Genomic DNA, 15,535 nt, shown 5'->3' on the forward strand with positions numbered 1-15,535 from the left:
GTGGTCACGGGTGCTTCTGCGCGCCCCCGCCCGCGGCGGCTGCCGCCGCCGTCGACTCGGCCCGCAGCGCCCGCCGCTGCGCCGTGCGGGCCGCCTGCCGGGCCGGGTCGGCTATGAGGGTGGAGGCCAGCAGGGTGCGGGTGTAGGGATGGGCGGGGGAGTCGTACACCTGGGCCGCCGGGCCGGACTCCACCAGCTCGCCGAGGCTCAGCACCGCGATCTCGTCGCTCATGTGCCGGACGACCTCCAGGTCATGGGCGATGAACAGATAGCTGACCCCGAGATCACGCTGGAGTTCCTGGAGCAGGTTGATGACCTGGCTCTGGGTGGAGACGTCCAGTGCGGACACCGGCTCGTCGCAGACGATCAGCCGGGGGCGCGTCGCCAGGGCCCGCGCGATGGCGACGCGCTGGCGCTGGCCGCCGGAGAGTTCGTGCGGATAGCGGTCCGCGTGGTGCGGGGCGAGGCCCACCCGGTCGAGGGCCTCGCCGGTCTCCCGGTCCCGCTCGGCGCGGGACAGCGGGCGGTGCCGGGTGAGGGCCTGGCCCAGGGTGTCGGCGATGGTCTGCCGGGGGTTGAGGGAGGACAGCGGATCCTGGAAGACGACCTGCACGTCCCGGTGGAAGGACAGCGGCGTACGGCGTCCGAAGGCGTCGATGTCCTGTCCGTCGAAGACGATCCGGCCCTGTGAGATCGGGGAGAGCCGCAGCACGGCCCGTCCGATGCTGCTCTTCCCGGAGCCGGACTCGCCGACCAGGCCGAGGGTGCGGCCCGCGCCGATCGTGAAGCTGACGTCCTTCACGGCGGTGAAGGTCTTCGCCCGCCCGGACATGCTCCGGCCGAGCCGGTAGCGCACGGTCAGATTCTCCACCGAGAGCAGCGGGGTGCCGGGGGCGTTCATCGGGCACCCGCCAGGTGGAGTTCGCCGCTGCGCAGACAGCGCGCGCCCTGGATGTCGAGGGCGACCGTGCCGGTGCGGCAGTCGTCGGTGGCGTACCGGCAGCGCGGGTTGAAGCGGCAGCCGTCCGGCCAGTCCCAGGCGGGCGGCACCCGGCCGGGGATGGTCGGCAGCGGCTCACCGTCGGACCCGGCGCGCGGGACGGCGTCCAGCAGCGCCTCGGTGTAGGGGTGCCGGGGGTGCGCGAAGGCGTCCGTCACCTCGCGCGTCTCCACGATCTGACCGGCGTACATGACGGCGATCCGGTCGCAGCTGTCGGCGACGACCCCCAGGTCGTGGGTGATGATCAGCAGGGACATGTCGAGCCGTTCCCGCAGGGAGGCCAGCAGGTCCAGGACCTGGGCCTGGATGGTCACATCGAGGGCGGTGGTCGGTTCGTCGGCGATCAGCAGCTCGGGGTCGCAGGCGAGGGCGCCCGCGATGACGACCCGCTGGGCCATGCCGCCGGAGAACTGGTGCGGATAGTCCTTGAGCCGTTCCCTGGGCTGGGGCACTCCTACCAGGTCGAGCAGTTCGGCCGCCCGGTCGGTGGCCTCCTTGCGGGACAGCGGGCGGTGGGCGCGGATCGCGTCGGTGAGCTGACGGCCCACCGTGTGCACCGGGGACAGCGCCGACATCGGGTCCTGGAACACCATCCCGACCCGCAGCCCGCGCACCTTGCGCAGGTCCTCGCCGCGCAGACCGGTCAGCTCGGTGGTGCCGAGCCGGACGGAGCCTTCCCTGACGGAGACGCCCCGGGGCAGCAGCCCGAGGATCGCGGACGCGGTGATGGACTTGCCGCACCCCGACTCACCCACCAGCCCGAAGGTCTCACCGCGCCGGATGTGGAAGGAGACGGCGGAGGCGAGTTCGGAGCCCTGGGAGTCGACGACGGTCAGCTTGTCGACCGACAGGAGGGCGTCCTCGGGGACGGGCGGCTCGTGGTCGGCGACGAGCGCGACCTTCGCGGCCGTCCCGGACGCGGACCCGGCTCCCCTCTTGGACGCGGCTCCGGTTCCGGACCCGGCCGGCGTCCTCGTCTTCCCGCCCGGCCGCGGCGCACCCCCGGCCCGCGGCGACGTCGCGTCCCGCAGTCCGTCGCCCAGCAGGTTGAACACCAGCACGCTCAGGGTGAGCGCCGCGCCCGGCAGGATCGCGAGCAGCGGATGGTCGGTCACATGCTGGCGGGACGCGTCCAGCATCGCGCCCCAGCTCACCTGGGAGGTGTCCGCGCCGACCCCGAGGAAGCTCAGGGTCGCCTCGATCAGCAGGGCGGTGCCCGCGGCGATGGACGCCTGCACGATGAGCGGCGCCGACACGTTCGGCAGCACCTGCCGGAACATGATCGCCGAGTTGCGCAGGCCCAGGACCCGGGCGGCGTCGACGTACAGCTTCTCCCGCTCGGCCAGCACGACCGCGCGGGTGATGCGCAGGAAGCTGACCGCGAAGACCAGGCCGACGGCGAGCATCGCGTTGCCGAGGCCGTTGCCGAGGACCGCGACCAGGGCGAGGGCCAGCAGCAGGGCGGGGATGGACTGGAGGACATCCGCGACGCGCATGCCGATCCGGTCCCACCAGCCGCCCCGGTAGCCGACGAACAGCCCGACGCACACACCCAGCACCAGGCCGATGGCCACGCTCTGGGTGCTGGCCAGCAGGGCGGTGCGGGTGCCGAAGATCAGCCGGGACAGGGTGTCGCGGCCGAGGTCGTCGGTACCGAGCCAGTGATCGCCGCTGGGACCCTGGAGCTTGTTCTGGACGTCCGGGTGCAGCGGGTCGTACGGGGCGATCAGCGGGGCCGCGAACGCGATGACGGCCTGAAGGGCCAGCAGGGACAGGCAGATCAGGGTGACCGGCTGCCCCAGCACCCGGCGCAGGGTACGGCCGCGCGGCCGGGCCGCCGCCTCAAAGGCAGCCGCCTCGACGACGGGGGCGCCGGCGGGTGCGCCCGGGGATGTCTCGCTCACTGGGGTCTCACCTTCGGGTTGAGCACGCCGTACAGGAGGTCGGCCGCCAGATTGACCAGCAGGACGATGACCGCCACCAGGACGATGGAGCCCTGGAGCACCGGATAGTCGGCGCGCACGACGCTGTCGATCAGGAGCGTCCCGAGGCCCGGGACGGCGAAGATCCGCTCGATGACGAAGCTGGCGGCCACCAGCACCGACATCTGGATCGCGATGACGGCCAGCACCGGGACCATGGCGTTCTTCACCGCGTACCGCAGCACGATCCGCCGCCGGTGGATGCCCCGGGCCAGCAGGGTCTGGACGAACGGCGAGTCCAGGGCGTCGATCATCGCGCTGCGGGTCTGCCGGGCGATGACGGCCGCCGTGTGGGAGCCCAGCGCGACGGCCGGCAGGATCATCCCGGTGAACCAGGCGCCCGGATCCTCGGTGAACGGCGTGTACCCGACCACCGGCAGCCAGCCGAGCTGGACCGCGAAGACCAGCACCAGCAGCAGCGCCAGCCAGAAGCTGGGCACCGCGAGCCCGAGCGCGACCAGCACGGTCAGGATCCGGTCGGCCGCCGAGCCCGGCCGCAGCGCGCCCAGGATGCCCAGCGGGATGCCGACGAGCAGGGCCAGCGCCATGCCCGCGAGGGCCAGCGACAGGGTGATGCCGATACCGGTCGACAGTGACTCGCCGACCGGGGTCCCGGTGTACAGGGAGGAGCCGAGATCACCGGTGAGGGCGCCGCCCAGCCAGCTCCCGTACTGCTCGGCGGCCGGCCGGTCGAGGCCCAGCTGGGCGCTGAGGGCGGCCTTGTCGGCGGCCGGGGCACCCTCGCCCAGGATTTGCGCCACCGGGTCGGTGGGCGTCAGATGGACGAGGGTGAAGACGAACGCCGAGACCAGAAGAAGCGTGGGCAGCGCGGAGAGCAGCCGCTGGACGACGAACTTGGTCATGGCCGGGCGCTCCCCGCCACCGGTTCGTCCAGCACCCGCGAGCGCACCCGGTAGGTCGCCTCGCCCGCGGCGGCGGCGTCGAGGTCGGTGAGGCGTCCGCCGCGCTTGCGCAGCTTTCCGCCCACCACGACCGTGTCGACATCGCCGGGCCCGGCCTGGAGGACCACGTGCGCGGCCGGGTCGCCGAGGGCGACGCCGTACGGCGCGGTGTCGACGAGGATCAGGTCGGCGAGAGCGCCGGGCGCGATCCGGCCCAGCTCATGGCCGAGGCCCAGCGAGCGGGCGGCGTTGACGGTGGCGTACTCCAGCATGTGCCGCGGCTGGACCAGCGGCGTCCCGGGGCGGCGGGCCAGCGGATAGCGTCCGGCCTCCCGCTCCTCGGCGGCGTCGACGTTGCGCATCAGCAGATATGTCAGCCGCATCGCCGCGAACATGTCGATGGCGACCCGGGCGTTGGTGTCGATGCCCAGGCTGGAGCAGACGCCCGCGCGGTGGGCGCGGTTCAGGACGGTCATGGACCGGCCGCCGCCGAACTCGCCCTCGGGCGTGAAGGAGATCCCGCCGCCGAGCCCGGCCAGCAGTTCCAGTTCGGCGTCGTCGGCGGCGTTGGCGTGCGCGGGCAGGATGTCGGCGCCGAGGAGCCCGGCCTCGTGCAGGGCGCGGATCTGCCCCGCCGGGTTCTGGTGGACCGTCATCCGCAGGCCCAGTTCCCGGGCGAGCGCGACCTCGGCGGCCGTACGGTCCAGGTCGCCGAACTCCAGGGAGGACAGCGCCATCCCGAGGCGCAGCGGGCCGCCGTCACCGATCCGGGCGGTCAGCTCGCGTACGTGCTCCAGCCGCCAGGCGTGGTCCTCGGGCGGGGCGTCGAAGCTGCCCAGCATGCCGTACGCCCACAGCACCCGCTGCCCGGTGGCCTGGTGGGCGCGCAGCCCGGCTTCGGCGTGCTCGGGGGACATGACGTTGTGGCAGAAGTCCAGGACGCCCGTCACGCCGCCGTCGATCATCTGCACCGAACCGGCGAAGGTGGCGTCCTGGATGTCCTCGGGGGTGAAGTTCTCCCGCAGCCGGAACACCCTCGACTGGTAGTCGTCGAACGTCCAGCCGTCGGCGTACAGCCCCTTGAGGGGGGTCTGCCAGGCGTGCATGTGGGTGTCGATCAGGCCCGGCAGGGCGATCATGCCCCGGGCGTCGACGGTCTCGGCGCCGGGCGCGGACAGGTTCTGGCCGACGGCGGTGATCCGGTCGCCGGACACCAGGATGTCGGCGCGGTCCAGGTCGCCGAGGGTGTCGTCCATGGTGAGGACGGTGGCGTCACGGATGAGAAGAGCGGGCGCGGTGGACTGGGTCCCGGTCTCAGGCACGGCTGACTCCCTGGGGTGCGAACGAGGTGACGGGCAGGTCGGCGAAGGGCGCGGCGGTGTGCACGACCTGGCCGCCGACGACGGTGAGGACGGATTCGATCCGGTCGATCAGCTCGTGCTCGACGGCGAAGTAGTCGTCGCTGAGCACGGCGAGGTCGGCGAGCAGCCCCGGCTCCAGCCGGCCGCGCTCGTTCTCTTCGAAGCTGAACCAGGCGCCGGAGGCGGTGTACCCGCGCAGCGCCTCTTCCCGGGTGAGCAGATTGTGCGGGGCGAGCGTCGCGGTGCCCTGGACGGTCCGCCCGTCCAGGAACCACGCGATCGTCGCCCACGGGTTGTACGAGGCGACGCGCATCGCGTCGGAACCGAGCCCGGTGGGGATGCCCCGCTCCAGCATCAGCCGCAGCGGCGGCGCCTCGGCGACGGTCTTCTCGCCCCAGATCGCCAGCGCCTCCTCGCCCTGGAACCGGTACAGGCCCTGCGCGAGGACCCCGGCGCCGAGGGCGGCGATCCGCTCGACGTCGGTGGTGGTGAGGGGTTCGGCGTGCACGAGCGCCCAGCGCAGCGGGCTGATGTCGTGCTCGGCGTGCACGTCCTCCCACGCGCCGAGCACCGCGTCGATGGTCTCGTGCTGGTGGGCGTGGGTGTGCACGGTCCAGCGGTTGCGGGCCAGCTCGCCGAAGATCTCCCGGAACCGGGCCCGGATGTCGTCGTCGATCTCCACCGGGTGGGCGATCTTGTCGACGGTGGCGTACAGGATCACCTCGCCGACGCCGATCACCCGCAGCATCCCGTCGCCGACGTCGAGGGCGGTGTAGCGCTGGTATCCGGCGAGGTCGTCGGTCTCGGTCCCGGCCCGCTCGGCGTGCACGGCGAGGCGGGTGCGCAGGGTGAGTTCGCCGCGCCGCCAGGTCTCCCGGATCGCGGGGTAGGCGGCGGGGCCGCTGTTGAAGCCGCCGCCGTCGATGGCGCCGGTCAGGCCGAGCCGGTTCAGCGCGCGGGACATCTCGGCGGTGCCGGCGACCTGCTCCTCGAAGGTGGGGGCCGGCATCCGCCGGTAGAACCACTCCATGAGGGGGGTGCCGTTGACCTTGCCGGTCAGTTCGCCGTCCGGGCCGGTCTCGAAGGCGCTGGCGGGAAAGCCCTGGCCGGCCAGCTCGCGCACGAGGTCGTGGTCGATGCCGAGTTCCCGCATGGCGGCGGTGTTCAGGACGGCCCAGTCGTACAGGAACTGCACATAGACGGGGTGGTCGGGGGCGGCCCGGTCCAGCTCGGCGCGGCTCGGGCCGCGGTTCTCCGGGAACTGCGCCGGGTGCCAGCCGCCGATGACCCGGATCCAGGTCCCCTCCGGGCGCTCGGTGGCGCGGCGGGCTATGGCGGCGAGGCCGCTGTCCAGGGTCCGCTCGTCCTCCCAGCGGACCTCGTCGCGCCAGGTCCGTCCGGCCCGTACGACATGGACGTGGGAGTCGATCAGCCCGGGGACGACCCGCCGCCCCTGGAGGTCGACCACGGTGGTGCCGGGGCCCGCCAGCTCGCGGATCTCCTCGGTGGTGCCGGTGGCGGCGACCCGGTCACCGGTCACGGCCAGGGCCTGGACCTCGGCGGTCCGCGGATCGTCGGACATCGTGGTGATCAGGCCGTTGACCAGGACCAGATCGGGGTGGGCGTACGCGGAGGGCGTGCTGCTCATGGGTGAGTTTCTCCATGCGGTGGATACGGGAACGGAAGCCGCGGGGTGGGGACGGCGACGCGAGGGACGTGCCCGGGGCGATCGGCGGGGCACGGCGGGTACGGGGTTACGGGGCCATGGGGCCATGGGGTACGGCGGGGCCGTGCGGGTGGGGGACCCGCGCCGCGACCCGGACCGGTGCCGGACCGGTGTCGGACCAGGTGTCGGACGAGGTGTCGGACGAGGTGTCGGGCCGGTCAGTCCTGGACGCGGGCTTCCTTGTAGCGGAAGACGGCGACCTCGTGATCGGTCGAGACGATGTTGTCGACGTTCTTGGGGTTGTAGGCCCAGAAGCCGGAGTAGTCGAAGTAGCCGCAGTCCAGGGCGTCCTCGTCGACGATCGTGGACAGCTCGCGCCAGGCGGTCTCCTGCTGCTCGGGCGTCTTCGCGTCCAGCCCGTCGCGCACGGCCGCGTCCAGCTTGGGGAAGGCCACCCGCTGCGGGTTGCTGGAGGCGTCCGGGGCGAACTTGCGCACGTAGTAGTCGTACGGGCCGGAGCGCGCCCCGTCGGAGAGGATCGCGGCCGGGTACTTGCCGCTCTGGTAGACACTCAGGAACTGCGGGAAGTTGGGCGTCTCCAGCTCCACCTCGACGCCGATGGCCGCCATCTGACTGCGGAACAGCTCGGCGATGGTGCGCTGGGTGTCATAGCTGATCAGGGTGAACTTGCGCTTGCCGCCGCCGAGTTCCGACATCAGCTGCTTGGCCTTGTCGACGTCGTGCGGGTAGCCCTTGAGCCCGGGGGCGTAGCCGGACTGGCCCTCCTGGAAGCGCTGGACGGGGACCTCGCCCTTGCCGCCGAGCGCCGCGTCCACGTAGTCCTGCGGGTTCATGGCGTAACAGACGGCCTGGCGGAACTTCTTGTCCTTGAAGACGCCCTTCATGTCGTACATCTGCAAGTGCCACAGCACCGACGGGAACCACGTGGAGGCGAGTCCCTCCTTCTCGGCCCGGTCGGCCAGCGGGGGAGTGGTCCAGGCGACGTCGATCTGCCCGGCGCGCAGCGCGTTGTAGAGGCTGTCGGGGTCGTTGATCTGGGTGACCTCGACGCGGGAGGGGCCGACGGACTTCTTGTCGTAGTACTTGTCGAAGGCCGTGACGACGGTCCGCAGTCCCTTCACGGACGCCTTGGCGTCGTACTTCCAGGGGCCGGTGCCGACGCCCTTGGTCTTCCAGTCGCCGTCGGCGAGGGCCTTCGGGGAGACCATGTACATCCCGAGCCGCGCGAAGTTGTTCAGCAGCGCGGGCGCGGGTTCCTTCAGGTCGATGCGGACATGGGTGGCGTCGACGGCGGTGGCCGACTTCATGGCCGCCAGCTGGGTGCGGTACTGGCTGGGGGTGCTGCCGATGCGCTTGAGGTTGGCGACCACGGCGGCGGCGTCGAACGGCGTGCCGTCGTGGAAGAGCACCCCGGAGCGCAGGGTGAGATCGATCCGCAGCGGGGTCTGCTCCCAGGAGGTGGCGAGCTGCGGGCGCAGCGTGGTGCCGTCCTTGTCCAGGCTGATCAGCGACTCGTACACCAGGGAGGTGTAGGTCGCGTTCTGCTTGGTGACGGTCTCCCAGTCGTCGAACTGCTGGTTGGTGCCGAACCTCAGGGTGCCGCCGGCACCCCCGGCGCCGGAGTCGCCGGAGCCGCCGGAGGCGGAGCCGCCGCACGCGGTGAGGGTGACGGCGAGGGCGGTGGCGAGCAGGATGCCGCCCACCGTACGGGGGCGGCGGGCTCCTGCTGCGGACCCTCGGGACCGCCGTGCGGACCCGGGTCTGGCATTGACTGTCACGGCGAGGACCTCCACAGAACTGCGGGGGCGTCGGAAGCGACGCGCTGTGCGTCATAGTGGACGCATCGTGCAGGATTGTTGTCAAGGGTTGCACTTCCGTCTCTTGAAAACCTGCTAGTCAGGGGGGTCAATGCTCTGGCAATGGTGCATAACACCCTCGATGCCTGTTCAGTATCCTGTGCACAGCTGTACAGTCGTGTGCAGTCCGCTATCGTTGTCCAACGCGTGGAGCCGGGAGGTGAACCCGGCGGAGGCGCGCGGTGCGCGAACAGCGCGCGAACGCGGACCGTCCCAGCGACCAGGAGGCGCGATGAAGACCGAGGGGGGAAGCCTCGATCTCGGTGCGAGGCTCAGGAAGGTCCGCTCCGAACGCGGCCTGTCGCTGCGCGAGCTGGGAAAGCTGGCCGGCTGCTCCGCGAGCCTGATCTCGCAGGTCGAACGCGGTCAGACGGCACCGTCCGCCGGGGTGATCTACGGCCTGGCCAACGCGCTGGACATCCCCCTGGAGTACCTCTTCGGCACCGGGGGCATCGAGGACACACCCGTGCCCGGCGGGGCGCGGGTGGTGGGCTCACACTTCGCGGCGGGCGGTTCCGGTGGCGCGGGTGGTGCGGGCGGTGCCGGTGGTGCGGGCGGGGTGCGGGAGGCCCATGGGCGCCCGGGGGCCGGTGCGGGGCCGGGTGTCAGTGCCGGGCCACCGGGTCCGGCACTGACACCCGCCGTGGACACCATCGTCCAGCGCCATTCCGGCCGCCGCACGATCGACCTCGCCAGTGGCGTCCGCTGGGAGCGGCTCACCCCCCACCAGGACGCCCAGGTCGACTTCCTGGAGGTCGTGTACGCCCCCTACGGCCGCTCCACCGACAGCCGCTCGCCCATCCGGCACGAGGGCCGGGAGTACCAGCTCGTCCTCACCGGCACCCTGCACGCCGACATCGGCTTCGAGACGTACGTCCTTGAGGCGGGCGACTCACTGGCCTTCGACGCGGCGGCCCCGCACCAGTACCGCAATATGACCGAGGAGGAGGTCCGGGTCATCTCGGTCGTCGTCCACGCGCAGTGAGCGGACCACTTCCGCGGACCTCCTCCTCAGACCTTCTCCTCCGGCTTCCTCCTCGGCCGGGGTTCATTCAGGGCGTGCAGACGACCCCCGTGCACTGGGCGGACTCGCCGTTGCCGGAGGCGCGGTTGCCGCCCGCGTCGATGTTGCCCGAGTCGGCGTAGATGCCCCAGGCGTTGTTGTCGCGGGCGATGTTGCCCTGGAGGGTGTGCACGGCCTTGGAGACGGCGATGCCGTCGCCGGAGTTGGCGTTGGCGGTGTTGCCGATCAGCCGGTTGCCGGCCCCGGAGGCCGCCTCGCCGGAGACGTAGATGCCGCGTCCGTTGTTGTTGTTGGCCTGGTTGAGTTCCAGGGTGTTGCCGAGCGACCCCTCCAGGGTGATCGCGTCGCCGTTGCCGTCGTTCGCGATGTTGGACCGGATCAGGTTGTTGTTCGAGTAGCTCAGCTCGATGCCGCCGGGGTTTCCGCTGACGTCGTTGCCGGTGACCGTGGAGCCGTGGGCGTCCTGGAGGAGGATCCCGCTGTCACCGCTGTTCTGGAGCGTGTTGGACAGCAGGCGGTTGCCGGTGGACTCGGAGACGGTCAGCCCGGCGTCCGAGTTCAGCGAGGAGGTGTTGCCCTGGACGAGGTTGTCGTTCGAGGCGTACTGGAGGACGATCGCGCCGTCGCTGTTGTTGGTGACGGTGTTGGTCAGCAGGGTGTTGCCGGAGGCGCCCTCCAGGACCAGTCCCGCGTCCCCGCTGTCGGCGATGAGATTGCCTTCGAGACGGTTGGACGCGGAGTTCTCCACGAAGACGCCCTCGCCCTGATTGAAGGTGATCGTGTTGTCGGCGATCACGTTGCCGCTGGATCCGCCGATCAGCGTGACACCTCTCTGGGCCTGCTGGGTGATGAGGTTGTCCTGTACGCGGTTGTTGACATCGGCGTTGTTGAGTTCGACGCCGGCGATCTCGTTGAGCTGGAGGGTGAGCCCTTCGACGAGGGTGCCGGACGTGCCGGGGTCGAGCAGCACCCCGTGGTCGAACTCCTGCACAACGCCGGGGGTGCCGGCGCCGTCGGTGACGGTGGTGTTGTCGAACCCGTTGTTGCGGATCCCGACGCCCAGCCCGACGCCGTCGATGGTGTGCCCGGCCAGGTCGATGGTGATGCCGTGGGCGGCGACGACCAGTCCGTCACCGGGGCAGTTGAGCAGGTCGGCATCGAGGACGACGCTGGTGGTGACCGTCTGACCGCAGGTCAGCGGCACGGCGTGGGCCGTGGGCGCGGACATCAGCACGCCGAACAGCGCGGCGGCACCGACCGCCGCGAGCCAGCCTGAGGTGAGTATCCGGGGAAGGCGGATCATGCCGAGACTCCTTCTGTCATGTCATGTCGGGCCATGCCGTCATGTCGTGATCTGTCATGGCAGCGCGAATCAGCCCCAACGGGCCCAACCCCTGGGGCGGATGACGAGGCGGACTCTCCCGCCTTCCGGACAGCGTCAAGCGAAAGTATGGCGAGGGCTATGAAGCGGCAAAGAATGACCAGGGACGGGTGAAGGTTGGCCGAATCATCCCGTATTTATACGATCTTCACGGGCCTGGGTGCGCCCGGTACGGCGTAGTACCGCGGTACTACGGATCGGCGTGGTTCAGCCTCCCGGTACCACCGGGGTGGGGTGGTCCGGCGCCTAGCGTCGCTGGTGGGGGCGTCGGAGACGACGGACACCACAGGCCGACAGAGAGAAACACACATGATCGACGCACGGCAGTTGACCAAGAGGTACGGCGACAAGACAGCCGTGGACGGACTGGACTTCGTCGTGAAGCCGGGCTCGGTGACCGGCTTCCTCGGGCCCAATGGGGCGGGCAAGTCCACGACCATGCGGCTGATCGTCGGCCTGGACGCCCCGACGAGCGGCTCCGTCACCGTGAACGGCCGCCGGTACTCCCGCCACCAGGCCCCGCTCCAGGAGGTCGGTGCGCTGCTGGAGGCGAAGTCGATCCACCCCGGCCGCTCGGCGTACCAGCATCTGCGGGCCCTCGCGCTGACCCATGGCATTCCCGACCGCCGGATCGAGGAGGTCATCGACCTCGCCGGACTGAGCACCGTGGCGAAGAAGCGGGCCGGCGCCTTCTCCCTCGGGATGGGCCAGCGTCTGGGCATCGCGGCGGCGCTGCTGGGCGACCCGCAGACGGTGATGCTGGACGAGCCGGTCAACGGGCTGGACCCCGAGGGCGTGCTCTGGATCCGCAATCTGCTGAAGACCCTCGCCGCGGAGGGACGGACCGTGCTGGTGTCCTCCCATCTGATGAGCGAGATGGCACTGGTCGCCGATCACCTGATCATCGTGGGACGCGGGCGACTGCTGGCCGACACCACCGTGTCCGAGCTGATCCGCGACGCCGGCGGGAACACGGTGAAGGTGGCGACCCAGGACCCGGCGCGGCTGCGGGACGTACTGGCCGGGCCCGGCGTCGAGGTCACCGGCAAGATCGGCTCCGAGGAGCTACAGGTGACCGGGGTCACCGCCCGCGAGATCGGATTGAAGGCCGCCGAGCACGGGATCGCCCTGTTCGAGCTGAGCGCGCGGACCGTGTCACTGGAGTCCGCGTTCATGGAGCTGACCAGGGACGCCGTCGAGTACCACGGCTCCACGACCGCCGGGGCCGACACCCTCGGGAGGACCGCATGAGCACCCTCACCGCCACCACCGAGGACCCCAGGACCGCCGCCGCCCGCCCCCGTTACCGGGTGACCGGACGGCGCGTGCTGCACTCCGAGTGGGCCAAGCTGTGGTCCCTGCGCTCGACCTGGATCACCCTGGGCCTCGCCCTGCTGTTCCTGGTGGCCTTCGGCCTGATCTCCGCGAGCCGCTACCGGTCCGGGGACGGCCCCGGCGGGCAGGACCGGGAGTTCGCCGACGCGACGGCCGTCAGCCTCTCCCTCTTCGGTACGGGCTTCGCCCAGCTCGCCCTCGGCGTGCTCGGCGTGCTGGTCACGGCGGGCGAGTACTCGACCGGCATGATCCGCTCGACGCTCGCGGCGGTACCCCGCCGGCTGCCCGTGCTGTGGTCCAAGGCGGCGGTGTACGGGCTGGTCGCGCTGATCGTGGGGACGCTGGGCGGGTTCACCGCCTTCCTGATCGGCAACGCGATCCTCTCCGGCACCCCCGCGGCCATGAGCCTGTCGGACCCGGGTGTCGTGCGCAGCCTGCTGGGCGCGGGCCTCTACCTCGGACTGGTCGGGGTGCTCGGTACCGCCCTGGGCTCGCTGCTGCGGTCGGTGGCCGGCGGGATCTCCGTGCTCGTGGCCACCATGATGCTGATACCCGGACTGATCTCCCTGCTGCCCAGCTCCTGGCAGGACAACATCAGCCCCTACCTCCCGTCCAACGCGGGAGAGGCGATGTTCGCCCTGACGCATGACTCCACCATGCTGTCGCCCGCCTCCGGGATGCTGGTCCTCCTCGGCTGGACGGCTCTGACGCTGGCGGGCGCGGCCCTCCGGCTGACCCGCAGCGACGCCTGACCGGCCGCACCATGGCAGCGTGACCTCCGTGACCACCGACGACATCAGCGCCATGGGGCCGCTGGTCGCCCGTTTCTCCCAGGGCGGCCGGCGGCTGCGGCGGGCCGACCGGACGCATCCCTGGGTGCTGGACACCACGGTCGTGGTCCTCGTCTTCCTCGTCTTCTGCCTGCCCGACATCCTGCGCGGCGGTACCGCCGGCGACGCCGATGTCCCGAGCCGCTTCCGGCTCGCCTTCGCCCAGCTGCCCGTCGCGGCGATGCTGGCGCTCCAGGCCGGTCTCGTACTGCCCCTGCTGTGGCGGCGGCGCAGACCGCTCGCGGCGTTCGCCGCCATCACGGCGGTGTTCGTCCTCCAGTGGTCCCTGGGCGCCGTGCTGCGCGCGGACGCCGCTCTCTTCGTCGCCCTGTACAGCCTGGCCCTGCACGGCAGGCTGCGGCAGCTGCCCTGGGCCTGCGCGGCCACGGTGGGCGCCATGGTGCTGGTGGCGGTCCGCATCTCCGGGGCGGTGTCCGTCTGGGACGCGCTGTTCTTCCTGCTGAGCACGGCGACCGCGGCCCTCACGCTCGGCCTGATGATCCGGATCCGCCGCGCCCAGCTCGCCGGGCTGCGGGAACGGGCGGCCCGGCTGGAGGTCGAGCGCGACCAGCGCAGCAGACTGGCCACGGCCACCGAACGCACCCGTGTCGCCCGCGAGATGCATGACGTCGTCGGCCACAACCTGTCCGTCATCATCACCCTCGCCGACGCCGGCGCCTACGCCACGGACATCGACCCCGAACGGGGCAAGGAGACCCTGCGGCTCATCGGCGACACCGGCCGCCAGGCCCTGGGCGAGCTGCGCCGGGTGCTCGGCGTGCTGCGCGAGACCACGGACGGTCCGCCGGGCGGGCCCCCGCTCAGCCCGCAGCCCGGCATCGCCGACCTCGAAGCCCTGTGCGCCGGGGTGCGCACCGCCGGACTGGAGGTCGTCTACCGGACCTCCGGCGATGTGGAGGCCCTGGACAGCGGGGTACAGCTGACCGTGTACCGCGTCGTTCAGGAAGCTCTCACGAACACCCTGAAGCATGCTGCCACCGGCACCCGGGTGCAGCTGTCGGTCCAGGTCGAGGGCAGCAGGCTGACCGTCCGGGTCGAGGACAGCGGCCCGGCCACCCCGGCCGGACCGCCGAACGAGGAAGGACACGGCCTGGTGGGTATGCGTGAACGAGCGGCCCTGTACGGGGGCACCGTGAGTGCGGGGCCGACGGAACAGGGAGGATGGCGCGTCGAGGCCGTTCTCGACCTCACACCCCCGGGCGGTGACCGATGACCACCGTACTGATCGTGGACGACCAGCCGTTGCAGCGCTACGGCTTCCATCTGCTGCTGGACTCCGTCGCCGAGACCGATGTCGTCGGCGAGGCCGCCCATGGCGCCGAGGCCGTGCGCAAAACCGCCGAACTGCGCCCGGACGTCGTCCTGATGGACGTACGGATGCCCGGCATGGACGGCATCGAGGCGACCCGCCGGATCGTCGCGTCCGGTGGCCGCTCGCGCGTCCTCGTCCTGACCACCTTCGACCTGGACGAGTACGTCCACGCCGCCCTGCGCGCCGGGGCCAGCGGCTTCCTCCTCAAGGACGCCCGCCCCGACGAACTCCTCGCCGCCATCCGTGCCGTGGCCTCCGGCGACGCGGTCATCGCGCCCGCCCTCACCCGCCGCCTCCTGGACGAGTACACCCGTTACGTCCCCGCCCACCGCGCGGACCGGGCCGGGGACTCGGCCCTCGGCTCGCTCACCGAACGCGAGCGCGAGATCCTCGTGGCCGTCGGCAAGGGCTGGACCAACGGCGAGATCGCTACCCGTTTCGTGCTGTCCGAGTCCACCGTCAAGACCCATGTCGGCCGCGTCCTGGCCAAGATCGGGGCCCGCGACCGAGTCCAGGCCGTGATCTTCGCCTACGACCACGGCCTGGCCCGCCCGCACGCGAACTGACCCGGCGGACGGCGCACCCCGCTCCTACGAGGCACGCGGCGAAGGCGACGGAGGTCATCCGGCCGGTCGACGCGGCGTCCAGCCCGCGTTCCCTGATCGGACAGGTCGGCCCGGCCGACCGGGCCCCAGAAGAAGAGACCGAAGGTGATCAGGTTCGGTGAGGTCGTCGCCGCCCGGGGCGCGGGCGACGCCCAGCGGCCCCATCGACTGACCGAAAGGGGGCCCCGCAAACCCCGAACAGCGGGGGGGGCGGCCCGCGGGGCCCCGCGGCGCCACTC

The 15,535-nt window shown here is 71.5% G+C and carries 12 protein-coding genes; 5 read left to right on the top strand and 7 right to left on the bottom strand.

Going from position 1 to position 15,535, the window contains the following annotated elements; genetic code table 11:
* Positions 1-4 precede the first annotated feature (4 nt).
* The 6 genes from ACFXAZ_RS17080 to ACFXAZ_RS17105 all read right to left on the bottom strand — a co-directional run bounded on the left by ACFXAZ_RS17080 (position 5) and on the right by ACFXAZ_RS17105 (position 8,635).
* Complete coding sequence (locus ACFXAZ_RS17080; protein ID WP_384591033.1) at positions 5-901, bottom strand: ATP-binding cassette domain-containing protein; 897 nt, start codon at positions 899-901, stop codon at positions 5-7.
* Positions 898-2,904 carry a dipeptide/oligopeptide/nickel ABC transporter permease/ATP-binding protein gene (locus ACFXAZ_RS17085; protein ID WP_384591036.1) on the bottom strand — a complete coding sequence of 669 codons (2,007 nt, stop codon included), beginning with the start codon at positions 2,902-2,904 and terminating at the stop codon, positions 898-900. Before ACFXAZ_RS17085 ends, ACFXAZ_RS17080 begins: the two co-directional genes overlap by 4 nt.
* Positions 2,901-3,845 (bottom strand): ABC transporter permease, encoded by a 945-nt coding sequence (locus tag ACFXAZ_RS17090; RefSeq protein WP_382690178.1) that lies wholly within the window; start codon positions 3,843-3,845, stop codon positions 2,901-2,903. The genes ACFXAZ_RS17085 and ACFXAZ_RS17090 overlap by 4 nt, the downstream gene beginning before the upstream one ends.
* Positions 3,842-5,206: an amidohydrolase family protein gene (locus tag ACFXAZ_RS17095; protein ID WP_384591041.1), complete on the bottom strand. Its 1,365-nt coding sequence runs from the start codon at positions 5,204-5,206 to the stop codon at positions 3,842-3,844. The genes ACFXAZ_RS17090 and ACFXAZ_RS17095 overlap by 4 nt, the downstream gene beginning before the upstream one ends.
* Positions 5,199-6,893 carry an amidohydrolase gene (locus ACFXAZ_RS17100; RefSeq protein ID WP_384591044.1) on the bottom strand — a complete coding sequence of 565 codons (1,695 nt, stop codon included), beginning with the start codon at positions 6,891-6,893 and terminating at the stop codon, positions 5,199-5,201. The genes ACFXAZ_RS17095 and ACFXAZ_RS17100 overlap by 8 nt, the downstream gene beginning before the upstream one ends.
* Before the next feature lie 236 nt (positions 6,894-7,129).
* On the bottom strand, positions 7,130-8,635 hold the full coding sequence (locus ACFXAZ_RS17105) for an ABC transporter substrate-binding protein (protein WP_384591047.1): 1,506 nt from the start codon (positions 8,633-8,635) through the stop codon (positions 7,130-7,132).
* Positions 8,636-9,020: 385 nt separating this feature from the next.
* Here ACFXAZ_RS17105 and ACFXAZ_RS17110 point away from each other — a divergent pair, with 385 nt between their 5' ends.
* Positions 9,021-9,773, top strand: coding sequence for a helix-turn-helix domain-containing protein (locus ACFXAZ_RS17110; protein WP_384591050.1), 753 nt, complete (start codon positions 9,021-9,023; stop codon positions 9,771-9,773).
* Between the two features lie 67 nt (positions 9,774-9,840).
* Here ACFXAZ_RS17110 and ACFXAZ_RS17115 read toward each other — a convergent pair whose 3' ends face one another.
* Positions 9,841-11,115 (bottom strand): nitrous oxide reductase family maturation protein NosD, encoded by a 1,275-nt coding sequence (locus ACFXAZ_RS17115; RefSeq protein WP_384591053.1) that lies wholly within the window; start codon positions 11,113-11,115, stop codon positions 9,841-9,843.
* Positions 11,116-11,502: 387 nt separating this feature from the next.
* Here ACFXAZ_RS17115 and ACFXAZ_RS17120 point away from each other — a divergent pair, with 387 nt between their 5' ends.
* Genes ACFXAZ_RS17120 through ACFXAZ_RS17135 form a run of 4 tightly spaced genes read left to right on the top strand, consistent with a single transcriptional unit; the run spans position 11,503 to position 15,257 of the window.
* Positions 11,503-12,444: an ATP-binding cassette domain-containing protein gene (locus tag ACFXAZ_RS17120; protein WP_384591056.1), complete on the top strand. Its 942-nt coding sequence runs from the start codon at positions 11,503-11,505 to the stop codon at positions 12,442-12,444.
* The gene (locus ACFXAZ_RS17125) at positions 12,441-13,280 is read left to right on the top strand and encodes an ABC transporter permease (protein WP_384591059.1); all 840 of its coding nucleotides are present in this window, start codon (positions 12,441-12,443) and stop codon (positions 13,278-13,280) included. The genes ACFXAZ_RS17120 and ACFXAZ_RS17125 overlap by 4 nt, the downstream gene beginning before the upstream one ends.
* Before the next feature lie 28 nt (positions 13,281-13,308).
* The gene (locus tag ACFXAZ_RS17130; RefSeq protein WP_384591155.1) at positions 13,309-14,592 is read left to right on the top strand and encodes a sensor histidine kinase; all 1,284 of its coding nucleotides are present in this window, start codon (positions 13,309-13,311) and stop codon (positions 14,590-14,592) included.
* Positions 14,589-15,257, top strand: coding sequence for a response regulator (locus tag ACFXAZ_RS17135; protein ID WP_384591062.1), 669 nt, complete (start codon positions 14,589-14,591; stop codon positions 15,255-15,257). Before ACFXAZ_RS17130 ends, ACFXAZ_RS17135 begins: the two co-directional genes overlap by 4 nt.
* Positions 15,258-15,535: the final 278 nt, after the last annotated feature.

Source organism: Streptomyces sp. NPDC059477, assembly GCF_042749375.1.
GTDB lineage: Bacteria > Actinomycetota > Actinomycetes > Streptomycetales > Streptomycetaceae > Streptomyces.